This is a genomic window from Micromonospora sp. SD19, assembly GCF_054462275.1.
Genome location: NZ_JBTLMN010000001.1, coordinates 1,477,555 through 1,493,122, shown reverse-complemented (window position 1 = coordinate 1,493,122; position 15,568 = coordinate 1,477,555). Strand labels below are relative to the sequence as shown.

Here is a 15,568-nt window from a genome sequence, read left to right as displayed (position 1 = left end):
GCGGCCCAAGCCGTGGTGTGCTGCGCCGCCCATCGATCCCTCCATCTGCAGCTCCCTGTCAGCCATCCCGACACCGGCATCGACACACGCCGGTGATCCGAGGTGAACTGAACGTAGGGGCGGCCCGTGTGGAGGACCGGGAAAATCCGTACCGGGTCCGGCGGCCTTCAGCGGGCAGGGTGATGGTGTGCGAGGGATGACGGAAGACATGACCATCGGCCAGCGCGTCGCCTTTTACCGGCGTCGACGAGGGCTCTCCCAGGAGGTGCTGGCCGGTCTGGTCGGCAAGACCCAGGAATGGTTACGCAAGGTCGAGACGAACCGGGCAGACCTCGACCGGCTATCGGTCATACGCGCGATCGCCAAAGCCCTCGACGTGTCCCTCGGCGACCTGATCGGCGCACCGAGCCTGTTCGAGTGGTCGGACGACTCAGGACGCGAGACCATCCCGGCCTTGCGGGCCGCGCTCCACGACTATCGGCACCTCGCGCCGACGCTGGCCAGCACGGGGGACGTCGAAGCTCCCGCACTGCGCGAGATCGAGGACGACGTCGCCGAGATCTGGACCGCCTACCAGCACTCCCGGTACGGCACCCTCGCCCGCCGGCTGCCCTACCTCATCCACGACTGCCTCACCGCCACCGAGGTGTACGACGGAGACAACGGCCAGCGAGCGCACGCGATGACCGCCTACGCCCACCAGCTCGCCGCGTTGTTCCTCACCAAGCTCGGCGAAGGTGACCTCGCGTGGACCGCAGCCAGCCGAGGGCTGGCCGCCGCCAACGCCAGCCACGACCACGTCGTCATCGGCTCACTCAGCCGCTCTGCTGCGCACTCCCTGGCCTCCATCGGTGAATACGCCCAAGCCCGCCGCCTCGCCGCCACCGCAGCGCAGTTTCTGGAACCACGGCTCGCCAAGGCGACTCCGCAGTTGTTGTCGGTCTACGGCAGCCTGCATCTCGTCTGCGCGCTGGCCGCCGCTCGAGACGACGACCGAGCATCCGCCGACACCCACATCGCCGAGGCCGATGCCGCCGCACAGCGGCTCGGTGCCGATGGCAACCACGTGTGGACCGCGTTCGGGCCGACCAACGTGACGATCCACAAGACGACCGTGGCCATGGAACTCGGCGACGTGCAGCGCGCCATCGCCATCGGCGCCCCACTCGACACCAGCACCGTGCCCGTCGAGCGACAGGTTCGCCACGCCATCGAAACCGCCCGAGCCTTTGCCCGATGGAACCGCATCGACGACGCGCTCGCCGCGCTCCTGAACGCAGAGGTCATCGGTGCTGACCAGGTGCGCTACCACCAGCTCTCCCGCGACCTCGTCCGGGACATCCTCACCCGCCCTCGGCCGCCCCGACTGGCCGTCGAACTCAGCGACCGGATGGGCGTCCGGTCAGGAGAGCCGCGCTGGTAGCTGGGCTCATATCAGCCGGCTCGTGTAGCCGGCCGCCACCAGGCGTTCGAACGCCGTCCGCACCTCGTCCGGCATCTCCTGCGGGATCGCGAACCCGCGCTCGGCGTACACCTCGATCCGCTGCGTGTCGCCCACCAGCATGTCCACCACGCGCCGCGGGTCACCGATGCTGATTACATAGTCGTCCAGTTCGAGCGGGTTCGACGCGCACACCACATCAACCTCCGGCCACATCAACCTGCAGGTGGCGTAGGCCCGACGCTGCTGGTAGGGCCGCGACATGATCAGCACCGACCTCACCGGGATCCGGTGTTCGGTCAGGATCTGACGCGAGTACTCCAGGTTCTGGGCGGTGTTCGTCGCACGCGGCTCCACGAGAATCGCTTCCACGGGAACGCCCCGCTCGACGGCGTACTCGCGGTAGTGCACCGCCTCACCGCTCGGGAACCGCTCGACGGTCGTCGGAGCGTTCGCGCCGGTGAACACGATCCTGGGGAACAGCCCCTCGTGAAACAAGCGCGTCGCGATGACGGCCACACCGAGGTCATGACTGCCCAACCCGATTCCCACGTCGCACGGGCGCAACTCGTGGCGCATGTCGTGGTAGCTCCACAGCGTCTCCACGTCTGCCCGGATCGTGTCAGGGATCGCCCTGGCACGTGCCGCTGCGTGCTGGTTCATCAGTACCTACCATTCCCTCGTGTCGCCAGCGTAGGGGCAGCGGGGTAGCACGACCCCGCCGACTCCGGCACCAGGCCGCTGAACTCGTTCGGCCAGTGGCGAAACAACAACTGTCGCCGGGTCCTGGCGACAGCACGGCCGCTCCCGTTGGTGCCTCAGAGTTGGTGCAGGATCACCGGGTCCTTGATCTTTTTGTCGGCCGCCAACAGCAACGCCTTGCTGATGATTTCGCCGAGCCGGCTGTCGCCCTCGAAGGGCAGGAACATCTCCGGCTCCTTCGCCTTCGCCGAGGCAGGAACGATGCACAGGTATCTGTCGTCCGGGGCGATCAGGATGTTGCCCGAGCCGCAGTGGATGCGGTATGTGTGCAGGTCACCGCGCACTTCGAGGAACCGGTCGGTGACCGTGCACCGGTCGGCGATCGCCAGCCGGGGAATCAGCCCGGCCAGTACCTCCCGGCGGGTCTGGGCGGTCGGGGTGAGGTCGCCGAAACTGCTCTGCGACCAGTAGTCGCGGTACCGGCCCTGGGGGCCACCGTCGTACCAGTTCGGGTCGTTGCCCACGCCGGCCGCGGCCACGAACAGGTCGACGTCGCGCATCACCTCGCTCAGCACGACCGCCGGAATCTCCTCCAGCGGCACCGGCGTGCGCTCACCCCGGCCGAACCACAGCTGGTCGGTTCCCATCGTGTCGAACACCGCGTCGTCGGCACGATCCTCGATGCCCGCGATGTTCAGCTGGGCCCGCAGACCCCAGTCGGGTAGGGCCAACCAGGGCAGGTCGTAGCTGGCGCCGTCGTTGCGGTGCTGGACGTACGACCAGCCGCGCCGGGACAGCAGCGCGTTGAGACGGTGCTGGCGCACGATGTGCGCGGCGAACCGGTTGGAGTACGTGCCGGTGGCGCGCTCCGCGTCGGTGAGCAGGTACTGCTCACGGTGCGCCTGCTTGAACGGCTGGGTGATCGTGTGCCGGCCCAGGAAGTCCCGCCAAGCCTGGACCGCGGCGGGGTCGTCGACCGGGTGCCACAGCCGTACCGTGGCGTCGCTGGCGGGCTCGACAACCCTGTCGTCCACGCTCCGCAGGGCGTCGCCGCCCCAGCAGCAGGCCACGCCGTCGACGGTCCAGATGAGACGCCGGGCCAGGGTCCGGGCCAGTGGGTGGTCCAGGAAACGCTCCCGCCACTGCTCGACGGTCCACGCCCGGTCCCGCCGCAGCAGCCCCTCCAGGCGGTCGCGGGTGGCGATCAGCGTCGCCGCGACGTCCGTGACGGTCGCCTTCAGCTCCTTCAGCTCGTCGCCGTGCTCCTTACGCACCTGCACGGGTGGGGCCTTGACCACCTTGCCGTCCGCGTTGCGCCACACCAGGACGGCGTCGATGCCGCGCACCTCCAGCTCGTACGAGCAGTCACCCAGTTTGTCCGCGAGGGGAAGGCCGAAACCGGGCAGGCCCATCTCCTCGACGTCCTCGCGGCTGACGCCGAGCGCCTCTGCCTGCTGGGTCAGCCCTTTCTCCACGATGCGCAGGGTGCTCTTGTAGGTCAGCCGCGACGCGAGCCGGGCCAGTTGCGCGAGGGCGGCGGGATGATCGGAGTCGATGAGCGCCGCGACCGCGACGTTCGCCAGTTTCGGGCTGGCCGGGCCGTGGCCCGGAATCTTGCGGGCTGCGCGTTCCGCGATCTGGCCGAGGCTGCGCAGGGTCTCCTCCGACGACGGCAGCATCGTCCGCAGCCAGACCAGGCCCCACAGCAGCCCGACGTTGTAGCGGTCGATCATCCGGGGCGGGACGTCCGCGAGGTGGCCGGGACAACACTTGGTCATGCGCAGCGGCAAGGTACGCGCCTGCCCCACGAGCGGGAGCCAATCGTCGAGCCGGGCGGTGAACTCGTCGCCGCCCACCGCGTCGAGCAGCGACCGAGCCTGCTTGCGCCAGCCCGCCGACGGCTTCGCCCTGTCCGCCTCGACCGAACAGTGGGCCAGCAGCGCCTGCCACGCGGCCCGGCGGTCCTCCGGCATCGACTCGACGTCCGCGATCGCGCGGTCGGCCCACTGTTCGCCGACATTGGGGATCGGCCACACCCGGTCAGCCTCGTCGCTCATGTCGCGCAGCGAACGCTCGACCCGGGTCCGGCGCCAGGTCGCCAGGGCCGCCGGGTTCACCCGCCCGGCCGACGCCTCCGCCTGGATGGACTCCCAGGTGAACTGCTTGAGCTGCGTGCTCCAGTAACCGAAGCCCAACCATGCCTGACCGCCCAGCCGGTCGAGCCAGACGGCGCCGTCGAGCCCGCCGCCGGAGCGCACGGCACTGATCAGCGTGCCCCGCCCGTCGCTGTCCTCCCCCGGTACGGTCAAGGCGTCGAACACCGTCTGCCGGACCGGCGCCGGTTGTGCGGCCAGCAGTTGCGCCGCCCGGGCCCACACCTCGCGACGGGCGCGGTCCCACGGGGTCTCGGTCTGGTACGCCAGCATCGGCAGGGTTTCGACCACTGTCATCGCCGCGGCGCGACGGCGATCATGGTCCGCGTCGTGGCCGCCCAGGTCCGCCACCGCGGCGGCAAGCAGTTCACCCTGCCGGATTGCCTCCGGCAGCAGCTCGACCTGCGGCGCAGCGAGCTGGTAGGGCCCGTGCGGATCGGTGAGCGCGGCGAGCAGCGCGGGCAGCGTGCCGGCCGACACCCAGCCGAGCACCGTGGTCATCCGGCTGACGAAATCCCGCCGTCCATGCTCGTTGAGGGTGTTGTCGCTCCGCTCACACCATCCCCTGACGGTGTCGACAACGTCACGCAGTGCCAACTCCGCGTCGTGCGTGTCCATCAGCCACCCACCAGCGGGACGAGCTTGAGGAAGGTGATCCGCGACCCCGCGTGCAGGCGGACCTTCTCGTCCAGGGCTGTCACCTGCCGGTCGTCGACAAGCACGACGAACCCGTTGCGACGGAACGCGTCGAGTGCCACCTGCGTCCGCGCCTCCGCGTCGACGTCAGCACCGGACTCGGCGACCTCCAGGAATGTCCGCCGCCGGATCAACTCGTCGAGGCGTAGCGACTCCTCGAAGACCTCCACGCTCCACTCGGGTCCGCTCGGGGCTCCGGTCACTTCATCGGCGATCGTGATCATCGGCATGGCGGAGAAGGTAACGCAGCCGTCCGACACGGCGTCCGGCGAAGGTGGGGTGGAGCAGGGCGGGGCAGCCACGCACGGGAGGGGCCCCGCCCGGTCGACCAGGAAGTTCGGCTGATCAAGCGGGTAGGCTCGTCACCGCTGCGTGCTGCGCTGACCGCCCGGCACCCCGAACAATCTCGCTCGCGCCGCTCCAGGGGGACGTCACCACGTGAGCACCCACTCGATGTTGCTGTTCGTGCTCGCCGCCGTCGCGGTGATCGTCGCCGTGCGGTGGGTGGCGGCCCGCACCGGACTGCCGGCGGCGGCGCTGCTGCCGCTCATCGGCATCGCGTACGCGTTGCTCCCGGGCCCCAACGTCGGGCTGGATCCTGACCTCGTGCTCATGGTCGTGCTGCCGCCGCTGCTCTACAGCGCCGCACTGGACTCCTCGCTGCTGGACATCCGCCGCAACCTGCGCATCGTGGTCAGCCTGTCCGTGCTGCTGGTGCTTCTCACCGGCGTTCTCGTCGGCATCGGTTTCCATCTGTTCGTCGCCGGCGCGACACTTGCCGCCGGAATCGCGGTCGGCGCCGCCGTCGCGCCACCCGACCCGGTGGCCGCGCTCGCGGTGGGCCGCCGGGTCAACCTGCCACCGAAGATGGTCACGATCATCCAGGGTGAGGGGCTCCTGAACGACGCCACCGCCCTGACGATGCTCAGCGTCGCGGTGGCCGCCGCGGTGGGCGGCGAATTCTCGTTCCCGGCCGCCGTCGGCCAGTTCGTGCTGGCGGCGGTCGGCGGGGTGGCGGTGGGGGCGGCCATCGCCTGGCTGGTACGTCTGGCCCGACCGCTCACCACCGATCCGTTGCTGTCGAACGCCATCTCGCTCGCGACACCGTTCGTGGCCTACCTGGTGGGTGAGGAGCTGCGCGTCTCCGGTGTGCTCGCCGTGGTGATCGCCGGGCTGATCGTCGGCCACCAGACGCCCCAGCTCGGCTCCGGCGCCGCCCGGTTGCAGACGAGCGCCGTGTGGCGGCTTGTCGACTTCCTCCTTGAGGGCTTCGTCTTCCTGCTGATCGGCCAGCAGCTCCCCGAGGTCGTCAAGGGCCTGCGCCAGTACGAGACGTCCACCATCGTCATCGCCGTGGCGGTGTCGGTCGGCGTGGTGCTGCTGCTACGCCCCGCCTGGCTGGTGCTGACGCAGTCCCTCCCCCGGTCGCTGCACAGCCGGTTGGGCGGCGTATCCGAGCAGGACGACCCGGACGAGCCCGGTAGTGCCCGGCAGGTCGCCCGCGCCGACCGCAACGCGGAACGACTGTCCCTGCGCGAGGTGACGGCGCTGAGCTGGTCGGGCACCCGTGGGGTGATCAGCCTGGCCGCGATCTTCACCCTGCCGTTGACCACCAACAGCGGGGTGCCGTTCCCCGACCGGGACCTGCTCCTGTTCTGCACCTTCGTGGTCGTCCTCGTGACGCTCGTCGGGCAGGGCCTGACGTTCGCGCCGCTCGTGCGGAGGCTGGGCCTGCGCGCCAACGAGACCGACCAGGCCCGGGTACGCAACGAGGCCCGCTCGGCGGCGGTCGAGGCCGCCCTGGCCCGCCTGGACGAGGTCGCCGCCGCCGAGCCGGACAGCGCGATGGCCGTCAACACCACCCGTACCCAGTTGCTGGCCCGACTGGCGCGCTACCGCGGGCGACTTGACCTGCTCGAACAGAGCGGGTCGTCGGAGCTACCGACCTCACCGCAGTACGAGACGGCGCTCCAGGTCCGCCGGACGGCCATCGACGCCCAGCGGGAGGAACTCGTGCGCTGGCGCGACAGCGGTCGGCTGCCCGACGAGGAACTGCGCGTCCTGGAACGGGAACTCGATCACGAGGAGTTGCTGCTGCCCAGGCGGACGTCCATCTGACCGGCCGACAGTGCGATCATTCGTGCTGGCCCCGGTCTATCGCCTGCCGCACCAGTGCCGCGCCCTTCTCCGGGTCCAGGCCGCTGGCGATGAGCAGGTCATGGGCGATGGTCCGGAACTCGCCCACGGCGATCATCCCGGAGTAGCCCAGACGGTGACGGTGCAGGCGGGTGGGGTCGCGGACGGACCCGCCCTGTGCCCGTCCGATTAGTTCGACAGCCTCCAGGATCCGCTCGCGCGGCTCCCGTGGCTCCTCCCGCGCGACGATCGCCGCGCGCAGGTCCAGCGCGCCGTCGGCCAGCAGGTCGATGGCGTCCGGGACCTCCTCCGGCAGCGGCTCGTGGTCCTTGAGTGCCGTCGTGAGCTGCCTCGCCAGAGATCGGCAACTGTGCACGCTGCGTTCCAGATGTCGGATCGACTCCGCGTGGAGGGCGAACGAGTCGCGTTCATGCCAGCGCAGCGGCGCGAGTCGTACCACCTCCTGGGCGGCTTGCAGCCCGTCCCGTAACGCGATGACCTGCGGGCCGATGTTCCGCAGCTCGCGCAGGCCCTGCTCGGCCTGTCCGAGATCCCGCAGGCGCAGCGCCGCCGCCAGGTGGTGCATGGCGGCCACCGCGGGACCGACCACGGGCTCGGCCAGTCGGTGCAGTGTCCGCCGCGGATGGATGGGTACCAGCAGCAGACTGACCGCCAACCCGATCAGCCCTCCGACCGCGGCGTCCACGAACCGGGGAATGGACAGGTCACGGACCGGTGGTTCGAGGGTGGCGATGAGCACGGCCGTACCGCCGGCCTGGGTGAGCAGCGAACCACCGCCCTTGAGCAGGATGGCCACGATGATCGCCAGCAGGACCACCCCACCGGTCTGCCACGGGCCGATGCCGAAGAGCGGCATGAGCAGGTCACCCACGGCGAGCCCGAGCACCACCCCGACCAGCAGTTCGATGGTGCGCCGCAGTAGGGAGCCCATCGCGGCGGCCGTGATGCCGACCGCCGCGGTGGGCGCGAAGACCGGGGACGGATTGCCGAGGAACTGGTACACGACGAACCAGGCGAGCCCCGCCGCGATGGCGGCCTGCACGGCGAGCAGACCGTAGAGCCGGAACCGCCAGGAACGTACGCGCCACGCCTCCCGCGCCCGCTCCCGCAGGCTGCCGAACATCCGGTCGACGCGAGAACGCCCGTGTGGTGCCGAATCCAGGTCGGCGGCCGAATCCTCGCTCGCGGGCATGCGCGCCGCTTACCCACCAAATGAGGACCTATCCGCGCTGCCGACGCCCGCGCGGGCCCTGCTGACCGTTGCCCCGCCGGTGCGGGTGACATCGACCGGCGGGGCAACGATCACGGTACGCGGACTACCTCTTGGCGATCTTGATCGTCGCCGTCCGGTAGTTGTTGCGCCTGTCGTTCTTCGTCGGGTCGTAGTTCTTCTCGATGTTGCCGGCGCTGTCCACCGAGAACCAGCGGAACGTCGTCGTCTCGGTCACGTGGAACACCTGCCCCGGCTCCCGGAACTCGGTGGCCGCGTAGCGGGGCGACTGGAGCGTGGGCCGGCTGCCGTCGGTCGTGTAGTAGATGGTGGCCGGCTCGCTCGTCTCGAAGCGTACGTCCACCGGCCCGCGGTACGTCCCGGCGCCGGGAACGAGCTGCGATGTCGGGTTCTTCCTGTCCCGTCCCCAGTCCGCCGCGACCCGGAACATCTCCATGATCCCGTTGGCGTACTCCATCGTCTCGGCGTGGCCGCTGACCAGCTCGGGGTTGCCCGCCCACTCCGGCTGGAACGAACCGCCCTGCCAGTCACCGGTGGCCGGGTTGTAGACGGACCCGCCGACCTCCCAGCCGAAGGCGTAGATCCCGTAGGTGTAGTACAGGTCCTCGCGCACGTTGCCGGCGGAGGAGTAGAGGACGTCGGACGAGCCACCGACGTTCTCCGGCGTGACGACGGTCTCCCGGTGCGCCTTGACCTGCGACAGGATCCGGGCCGCCGACTGCCAGTAGAACGCCTCGTCACCCAGCGGCGGGCGCGGCGTGGTGATCCGCCCGTCAGCGATGTACGCGCCGGGCTGCCAGAACAGCTGGCCGCCGTTGGAGTGCACCGACATCATGAACTTGATGTTCTTGTACTTCTCGACGAGCCAGATGATGTTCTTCGACTCGGGCTCGGACAGCTCCTCCGGGCCCTGGTAGGTGCCGCTGACGCAGTTGGTCGACCCGCCCGCGTACCCGTCGTGACCCGACCCGACCCGGTAGTTGCGGTTCAGGTCGACGCCCCAGGAGTTCCGCTGCCCAGGATCGGCTGTCGCGTCCGGGCAGTGGTTCGTCATGTTCTTCCGCTGCGAGGCGAAGTTGTAGAAGCTGTAGTTCGCCCCGTCGGGGTTGTTGGAGAGGATGAAGAAGACGTCGGTGTTGTCGACGATCTCCTTCGTCTCCCGGTCGGACCGGTAGTTGTGCACCAGACGCTCGGCCGACTCCAGGCTGGTCGTCGCCGGCACCCACTCGCGGGCGTGGTCCTGCGCCTGGATCAGGACGCCGGGCTTCCTGCCGTCACGGTGCTTGCCGATCCGCAGGACGGGAATCGTGACCGGGCCCCGGGGCACCTCACCCTCGGGCGCGCCGACGCGCTTCTGGTCGAGGAAGTCGGTCAACGCGACCGGGCCGGCCGTCGGCGCGACGACGCCGGTGCCCGTGTTGGTGCGGTACGGGTGCGCCCGGTCGATGAGGCCCGCAGAGCGGGTCCGCAGCGCGTCCGCCACCTGGGTGGCAGTGCTCGCCGGAGCGCCGGAGGCGTCGGTGGCGAGCAGCACGCGGACCGCCGTGCCGGTGACCTCAACGGCGAGCGGCAGGTCCGCCTCCGGCCGGTCCACGAACTCGACGGTGACGTCGTTGCCGCCCTCGTGGCCCCAGGCCGCCGAGCTGACCACGACCGCTGACTGCCCCGTACCGCCGATCGTGGCCTGCGCCTTGCGCTGGTAGCCGTTGGTCTGGTTCGGAAGGTAGACGATCTCGGCGATGTCCGGGTACTGGCGGGCGATCTCCTTCGCGCGGCTGTAGAGCTGCTGCGGGTGCTTGTACCCGTCCACGAAGTCCGACTTGTAGGACGGGTCCGCCGTCAGTGGCGGCGGGGCGTCCTCCAACCAGTCGGACACCTTGCCGGTGGTGACGCCCCCGGTCGAGCTCGTGACCCGGATCTGGGTCGGCCGCGCGTCGAGCTTGAACAGGTTCCGGTGGAACATGTACTGCCCGGAGTCCACGAAGCGGCTCATCGTCCGGGCGAAGCCGAACGAGGTGCCCCGGCCCGAGTCGTTCTCCAGCTGCATCTCGACCACCGGGTCCGCCTGCTGTCCCTCGGTGGTGCGCGCCTCGACGTACAGGAAGCCCTGGCCCTTGGTGGTGAACCAGTCGGCGCGGGCGATCCGCACCGTCGCGTCGTGGCTCGCCGGCTGCGCCGTGCGGGCGGCAGCGTTGCCCTGGATGCCGCCGTCGGCCTCGTCACTCCAGACGAAGCCCGCGTCGTCGGCGAGGACCTCGACGCCCATCGTCGTCAGTTCGGTGATCTGCTCGGCGGTGACCACCGCCTCGCCCTCGATGCCGGTCGGCACCCGCTTGAGACCGTGTTCGAGGTCGAAGCCGGCGGCGACGACCTTGTCCAGCATGTCGGCGCCGGCCAGCCTGACGTGTACGCGGCGGACCTGGTCCCGGCTCTCCAGCTGGGATGGTGCGGAGCCGGCCGTGGCGGCCGACTGCGCGGGATCCGCGCCCGCCGGCCCGGTCGACACGAGGACGCCCGCCAACAGTGCGGGCAGCGCCACGAACGCGATGCGCCGTTGTCTGCGTCGCATTGTCCCCTCCTTCTCCTTGCGACAGGTGGATGATGTGCTCGCGACCATCCACAAAGGAGGGATGGTTGACGCTCGCGCACCCTGGGTCGGGGCACGGTGAGGGTTGGCGTAGCGAGGAGGTCCGGGAGGCCGTGCGCGAGTTGGCTGAGCGTATGCGGATCTTCGACGGCATCGGCTCGGATCAACGTAATTTGAGCATTACTTGAGGCACCGCACGACGCCGCAGCGCGCCCGGGGTGACGGGCTGTCGCGCGCCCTCGCCGACTCCCGTCGACCGGCCGTGGTTGATCCGGCACCGGCGGGGTAGCTGAACAGCATGCGACTTCCCACCCTGGTCAAGACCGCGGCGGCGGTCACCGTCACGGCCGCCGCCGGTACGGCGGTGAACGACACCTCCAACGGCTGGTACCGGCGGCTGCGCAAGCCGAGCTGGCAGCCACCGCCCGTGGCGTTTCCGCTGGTCTGGACGCCGCTGTACGCGCTGATCGCGGTGGCGGGCGCCCGTGCCCTGGACCGCACCAGCGGAGCCGAGCGCGCCGCGTTCACCCGCGCCTACGCTCTCAACCTGGCGCTCAACTTCGGGTGGAGCGCGTTGTTCTTCAAGGCCCGCAGGCCCACCGTCGCGCTGGCCGAGATCGCCGCGCTCAACGCCTCCAACGTCGCGCTCATCCGCCGCGCCGCGCACGCCGACGCCGCCGCGGGTGCCGCACTGGCCCCGTACGTCGCGTGGACCCTCTTCGCCACCGTGCTCAACGGCGCGATCGTCCGTCTCAACAGCGACAGGTGACAGCTCAGTTTGTGTGACCTGGGCGGGTGTCAACCCATCTCCACGGTGTACGAGAATGTCCCGTGAAGGCGAGGTTGTGAGCGTGACCTATCACGCGTACCCGAACAGGACCGACCTGTCGGCGGTAGTGGACGCGGCCCGCCGCGGCGACCACGCCGCGATGGATGAGCTGGTCTCGCACTACCTACCCCTGGTGTACAACATCGTGGGCCGGGCGATGAGCCGTTCCGCGGACGTCGACGACGTGGTCCAGAACACGATGCTGAGTGTCGTACGCGGGCTGGCGGGCGTACGCGATCCGCGGCTGTTCCGGTCCTGGCTGGTGGCCGTCACCATGAACGAGGTACGGGCGCACAAGCAGTACCGGCACACCACACCCACGGCGCCGGAGGACATCGACAACCTGGTCGTCCCGGGCTCCGACTTCGAGGACCTGACACTGACCCGGCTCCGCCTGTCCGATGAGCGCCGGGAGGTCGTGCTGGCCACACGGTGGCTGGATGACGACCACCGCCATTTGCTGTCCCTCTGGTGGCTGGTCGAGGCCGGTCACCTCTCCCGCGCCGACCTGGTCGACGCCCTGCGCCTCGACGCGCATCTCGTGACCGTCCGGGTGGGCCGGATGAAGGCGCAGCTGGACACCGCGCGGCTCGTCGTACGGGCCCTCACCGCCCGGCCCGGCTGCGCCGGCCTCATCGACACGGCCGCCGACTGGGACGGCCAGCCGGCTCCGGTGTGGCGCAAGCGGCTGGCACGGCACATCCGCGACTGCACGTACTGCCCGAACACCACCTCCGATCTGGTTCCCGCCGAGCGGCTGCTCGCCGGCCTCGCGCTCACGCCGGTCCCGGCCCGCCTCGCGTCGGACGTCTCCCACCAGGCCCAGCTCGTCGCCACCTCGCAGGGCGCCGCCTCGACAGGCGCGTACGCGAAGGCCGGACTGGTGCCCAAGGCCCGCCTCACGGCACTGTCGCTGCCCAAGACCCTGGTCGGCGCCGTCGCGGCCGTCGCCATGGTCGGAGGAGGCGGGCTCATCATCACCACCTACGCCGACCGGCCGACGAAGCAGCCGGCGAGCGTCACAGCCGCCGAACCCTCGGCGCAGGTCACCGACCCCGCCCCCGAGCCGACCGAACCCGCTGTCGAGTCGCCCTCCCCCACGGCGCCCGAACCCTCCCCGAGCGCCGCACGCCCGAGCCCCACCCCCAGCAGGTCGGCGACGCCGACGCGAACCCCGTCACCGACGCCGAACAGGCCGGCCAAGAAGTCGGCCGCCGCTCTGCCGGCCGGCGTGTCCGCCGCCGAACAACGCCTGCTGGTGCTGCTCAACGAACGACGCCGCGCGCTCGGGCTGACCGAGGTCAAGATGCGCACCAACGAGCAGAACCTCGCGGAGGACTGCGTGAAGCAGAACCTGGACGCGGGCACCTTCGAGCACTGCGGGCACGAGGTCCTGTTCGCGTCCTCGGGCAACTCCCCGCCCGAGCAGATCATCGAGGCGTGGTTCAACAGTCCCGGCCACAAGACGGCACTGACCTACGCCAGCTCCCGCTTCGCCGGCCCCGCCATCGTCTACAACGGCTCCCGCCAGATCGCCGCCATCAACATCGACTACTGAGGCTCTCCGGCCCGGCGACTGTCGTCGCCGGGCCGGCCCGCCTACGCTCCACCCCCGACAGGTGGCATCGGCCGCACGGACGCCTCGGCGGCCAGCCGCGCCGCCAACCGTTCATCGAGGTACGCGGCCACCCGCGCATCTTCGGCCGGGGCCAGCGTCGTCCGGCACAGGTACCGCGGCTGCTGGTCCGCGCAGTCCAGGCGGTACGCCTCCCGCATCCGAACGGCGTGCCTGATCGCCGTCCACGGCAACCGCAACGCCGCATGAGCGGTGTGCCACTCGATGGCGTCCGCGGTGAACACGTACCGCACCGGCGCGCTCAACTCAGCGTGACGTCGCAGGTACGCCGAGCCGTTGATCAGCCCCGCGATGCACCAGACCGCCCCGAACGGGACGCCGAACAGCCCGGCTAGGAGCCACCCGCCGTCGGCAGTGAACGTACCGAGGCTCGTGATCGACAACAGCAGACCCGAGATGACGAACAACCAGCTCATCCGCCGCAGATCCCGTCGCAGCAACCGCGTGAACCGCACGTCGGGAGTGACGAGCAGGTCGAACCCGCCCTGGAAGCCTCCCTGGTTGAGCCTCACGTCGCTCACGCTTACCCCTCACCGTCGTCGATGCCAGCCGCGAAGAACCTAGACCCTGCCGGCGCGTTGCCGCAGCTGTGGCCGGGAATGAGGGTGACAGGCCGAGCATGGCTGCGGTGAGATGGGACCGTCACCGTACGCGACGGGTCATGGCGCGATGGAGCAGCCTCGATCCGACAAGCGGCGGGGAAAGGACAGCTGTGCAACTGGTCGCGGGCGAACCGATGGAGTACCTGGGCGGTGACACGGTCGTCGAGGTGGACCACCCGGCAGTGCGGGCGTTAGCTGGTGAACTCCGCGCCGCGCACCCGGACGACGTCGACTTCACGCGGGCCGCCTTCGCATGGGTTCGTGACCGGATCCGGCACTCCGTGGACGCCCAGGATCCGCGGATCACCGTCACCGCCGGCGAGGTGCTCAGCGCCGGCGTCGGCCTCTGCTATGCCAAGTCGCACCTGCTGGTGGCCGTGGCCCGGGCCGCCGGCGTCCCGGCCGGGTTGTGCTATCAACAGCTGACCGACGGGGGAAAGCCCTTCCTGCACGGCCTCGTTGCCGTACACCTTGCGGGCCGCTGGCACCGCCAGGACCCGCGTGGCAACCGCACCGGCATCGACGCCCAGTTCCGGCTCGGGCGTGAGCAACTGGCCTACCCGATCACCGACGGCTCGACCGGCCTCGATCTTCCTGAAGTGCACGTGCGGCCCTCGCCCAATGTGATCGCAGCCCTGCGCGGTGCTCGAGACGCTCTTGAACTGTGCCGCACCGGGTTGCCCGCTACGCCCTGATCCGGGACAGCGGATGCCGGGCACCCGCCGAGCCGCCATCCGCCGCGGCCGTACACGAAAAAGGCCCTGACCCGGTGTGAACCACCAGGTCAGGGCCTATCTCGTTGGTGCGCCGCCAGGGACTCGAACCCCGAACCCGCGGATTAAGAGTCCGCTGCTCTGCCAGTTGAGCTAGCGGCGCTCGATCGGCAACGGGACGAGACGCTAGCACGCCAGGGTGCCGCTGGGAAAAACAGGGACACCCCCGCCGCGGTGTCCGCGCGGGCTACCCGGTCAGGACCGCCGGGATCGGTGGCGAGAATCCGGCGGACCATGGCATTTTCGCCTCTCGTCCCCGACTGCGAGCTTTCCTAGGCTCCCTCTCGACAGGCTTCAACTGGAACGGAAACGGGGCGGACGTGCTTCGCTATGTCATGCCGGTGGTGATCGGGCTGGTCTACGTCGGGCTCAACTCCCTCGTCCCGGAGCCGCATCGGCGACGCCTGAACGCGCTCGTCGTCACCGGCGCCGGGGCCGCCTACATCAGCGGTGGCGGATTCGGGCTGTGGGAGTTGCTCTTCTGCGCGCTGCTGCTGGTGGTGGGCTACGCCGGGCTCACCTCGTACACCTTCATCGGCGTCGGGTGGCTCCTGCACACGGTCTGGGACGTGCTGCACCATCGGCGCGGCGCGCCGATCATCCCGTCACTGCATGACTCGTCCTTCGGCTGCGCGCTCTGCGATCCGGTCATCGCGCTCTGGTGCTTCGCCGGCGGTCTGTCGGTCAGAGACCTGTACGACCGGGTCACGCGACGGGCGACCGATGCGCGGCCGTCGGTGACCGCACAGTCCTGACTGGGT

Annotated in this window: 12 protein-coding genes and 1 tRNA gene; 6 read left to right on the top strand and 7 right to left on the bottom strand. The window is 70.0% G+C overall.

Annotation, left to right across the window (positions count from 1 at the left end; all coding sequences use genetic code 11):
• Positions 1–196 precede the first annotated feature (196 nt).
• Positions 197–1,423, top strand: a complete 1,227-nt coding sequence (locus ACX27O_RS06960; RefSeq protein ID WP_030331169.1) for a helix-turn-helix domain-containing protein — start codon at positions 197–199, stop codon at positions 1,421–1,423.
• A 6-nt stretch (positions 1,424–1,429) separates the two neighbouring features.
• Here ACX27O_RS06960 and ACX27O_RS06955 read toward each other — a convergent pair whose 3' ends face one another.
• From ACX27O_RS06955 to ACX27O_RS06945, 3 genes are all read right to left on the bottom strand, one after another.
• A complete protein-coding gene (locus ACX27O_RS06955) occupies positions 1,430–2,104 on the bottom strand; it encodes a YdcF family protein (protein WP_030331171.1) in 675 nt (224 codons plus the stop codon).
• Between the two features lie 155 nt (positions 2,105–2,259).
• A complete protein-coding gene (locus tag ACX27O_RS06950) occupies positions 2,260–4,914 on the bottom strand; it encodes a DUF4132 domain-containing protein (RefSeq protein WP_458939083.1) in 2,655 nt (884 codons plus the stop codon).
• A complete protein-coding gene (locus tag ACX27O_RS06945) occupies positions 4,914–5,222 on the bottom strand; it encodes a hypothetical protein (RefSeq protein WP_210860056.1) in 309 nt (102 codons plus the stop codon). The genes ACX27O_RS06950 and ACX27O_RS06945 overlap by 1 nt, the downstream gene beginning before the upstream one ends.
• Before the next feature lie 208 nt (positions 5,223–5,430).
• Here ACX27O_RS06945 and ACX27O_RS06940 point away from each other — a divergent pair, with 208 nt between their 5' ends.
• On the top strand, positions 5,431–7,110 hold the full coding sequence (locus ACX27O_RS06940) for a Na+/H+ antiporter (protein ID WP_374224240.1): 1,680 nt from the start codon (positions 5,431–5,433) through the stop codon (positions 7,108–7,110).
• 16 nt (positions 7,111–7,126) lie between these two features.
• Here the strand turns inward: ACX27O_RS06940 and ACX27O_RS06935 are convergent, their stop codons facing one another.
• Both ACX27O_RS06935 and ACX27O_RS06930 read right to left on the bottom strand, forming a co-directional pair.
• A complete protein-coding gene (locus tag ACX27O_RS06935; RefSeq protein WP_210865165.1) occupies positions 7,127–8,341 on the bottom strand; it encodes an FUSC family protein in 1,215 nt (404 codons plus the stop codon).
• 124 nt (positions 8,342–8,465) lie between these two features.
• Positions 8,466–10,949 carry a M14 family metallopeptidase gene (locus ACX27O_RS06930; protein ID WP_458939082.1) on the bottom strand — a complete coding sequence of 828 codons (2,484 nt, stop codon included), beginning with the start codon at positions 10,947–10,949 and terminating at the stop codon, positions 8,466–8,468.
• 316 nt (positions 10,950–11,265) lie between these two features.
• Here ACX27O_RS06930 and ACX27O_RS06925 point away from each other — a divergent pair, with 316 nt between their 5' ends.
• Together ACX27O_RS06925 and ACX27O_RS06920 are read left to right on the top strand one after the other, a co-directional pair.
• Positions 11,266–11,736 carry a TspO/MBR family protein gene (locus tag ACX27O_RS06925; RefSeq protein ID WP_210865163.1) on the top strand — a complete coding sequence of 157 codons (471 nt, stop codon included), beginning with the start codon at positions 11,266–11,268 and terminating at the stop codon, positions 11,734–11,736.
• 82 nt (positions 11,737–11,818) lie between these two features.
• Positions 11,819–13,354 (top strand): sigma-70 family RNA polymerase sigma factor, encoded by a 1,536-nt coding sequence (locus tag ACX27O_RS06920; protein WP_458939081.1) that lies wholly within the window; start codon positions 11,819–11,821, stop codon positions 13,352–13,354.
• 41 nt (positions 13,355–13,395) lie between these two features.
• Here ACX27O_RS06920 and ACX27O_RS06915 read toward each other — a convergent pair whose 3' ends face one another.
• Positions 13,396–13,953 (bottom strand): hypothetical protein, encoded by a 558-nt coding sequence (locus ACX27O_RS06915; protein WP_458939080.1) that lies wholly within the window; start codon positions 13,951–13,953, stop codon positions 13,396–13,398.
• Positions 13,954–14,093: 140 nt separating this feature from the next.
• Between ACX27O_RS06915 and ACX27O_RS06910 the strand changes: the two genes are divergently transcribed.
• The gene (locus ACX27O_RS06910) at positions 14,094–14,729 is read left to right on the top strand and encodes a transglutaminase-like domain-containing protein (RefSeq protein ID WP_458939079.1); all 636 of its coding nucleotides are present in this window, start codon (positions 14,094–14,096) and stop codon (positions 14,727–14,729) included.
• A gap of 105 nt (positions 14,730–14,834) precedes the next feature.
• Here the strand turns inward: ACX27O_RS06910 and ACX27O_RS06905 are convergent.
• Positions 14,835–14,910, bottom strand: a tRNA-Lys gene (locus ACX27O_RS06905).
• Between the two features lie 217 nt (positions 14,911–15,127).
• Between ACX27O_RS06905 and ACX27O_RS06900 the strand changes: the two genes are divergently transcribed.
• Positions 15,128–15,562, top strand: coding sequence for a DUF6010 family protein (locus ACX27O_RS06900; RefSeq protein ID WP_458939078.1), 435 nt, complete (start codon positions 15,128–15,130; stop codon positions 15,560–15,562).
• Positions 15,563–15,568 lie beyond the last annotated feature (6 nt).

Bases quoted from the DNA above. Each gene is read 5' to 3' on its own strand.
- ACX27O_RS06955 (WP_030331171.1), bottom strand. From the start codon at position 2,104: ATGAACCAGCACGCAGCGGCACGTGCCAGGGCGATCCCTGACACGATC.
- ACX27O_RS06960 (WP_030331169.1), top strand. From the start codon at position 197: ATGACGGAAGACATGACCATCGGCCAGCGCGTCGCCTTTTACCGGCGT.
- ACX27O_RS06950 (WP_458939083.1), bottom strand. From the start codon at position 4,914: ATGGACACGCACGACGCGGAGTTGGCACTGCGTGACGTTGTCGACACC.
- ACX27O_RS06935 (WP_210865165.1), bottom strand. From the start codon at position 8,341: ATGCCCGCGAGCGAGGATTCGGCCGCCGACCTGGATTCGGCACCACAC.
- ACX27O_RS06925 (WP_210865163.1), top strand. From the start codon at position 11,266: ATGCGACTTCCCACCCTGGTCAAGACCGCGGCGGCGGTCACCGTCACG.
- ACX27O_RS06945 (WP_210860056.1), bottom strand. From the start codon at position 5,222: ATGCCGATGATCACGATCGCCGATGAAGTGACCGGAGCCCCGAGCGGA.
- ACX27O_RS06910 (WP_458939079.1), top strand. From the start codon at position 14,094: ATGGCGCGATGGAGCAGCCTCGATCCGACAAGCGGCGGGGAAAGGACA.
- ACX27O_RS06930 (WP_458939082.1), bottom strand. From the start codon at position 10,949: ATGCGACGCAGACAACGGCGCATCGCGTTCGTGGCGCTGCCCGCACTG.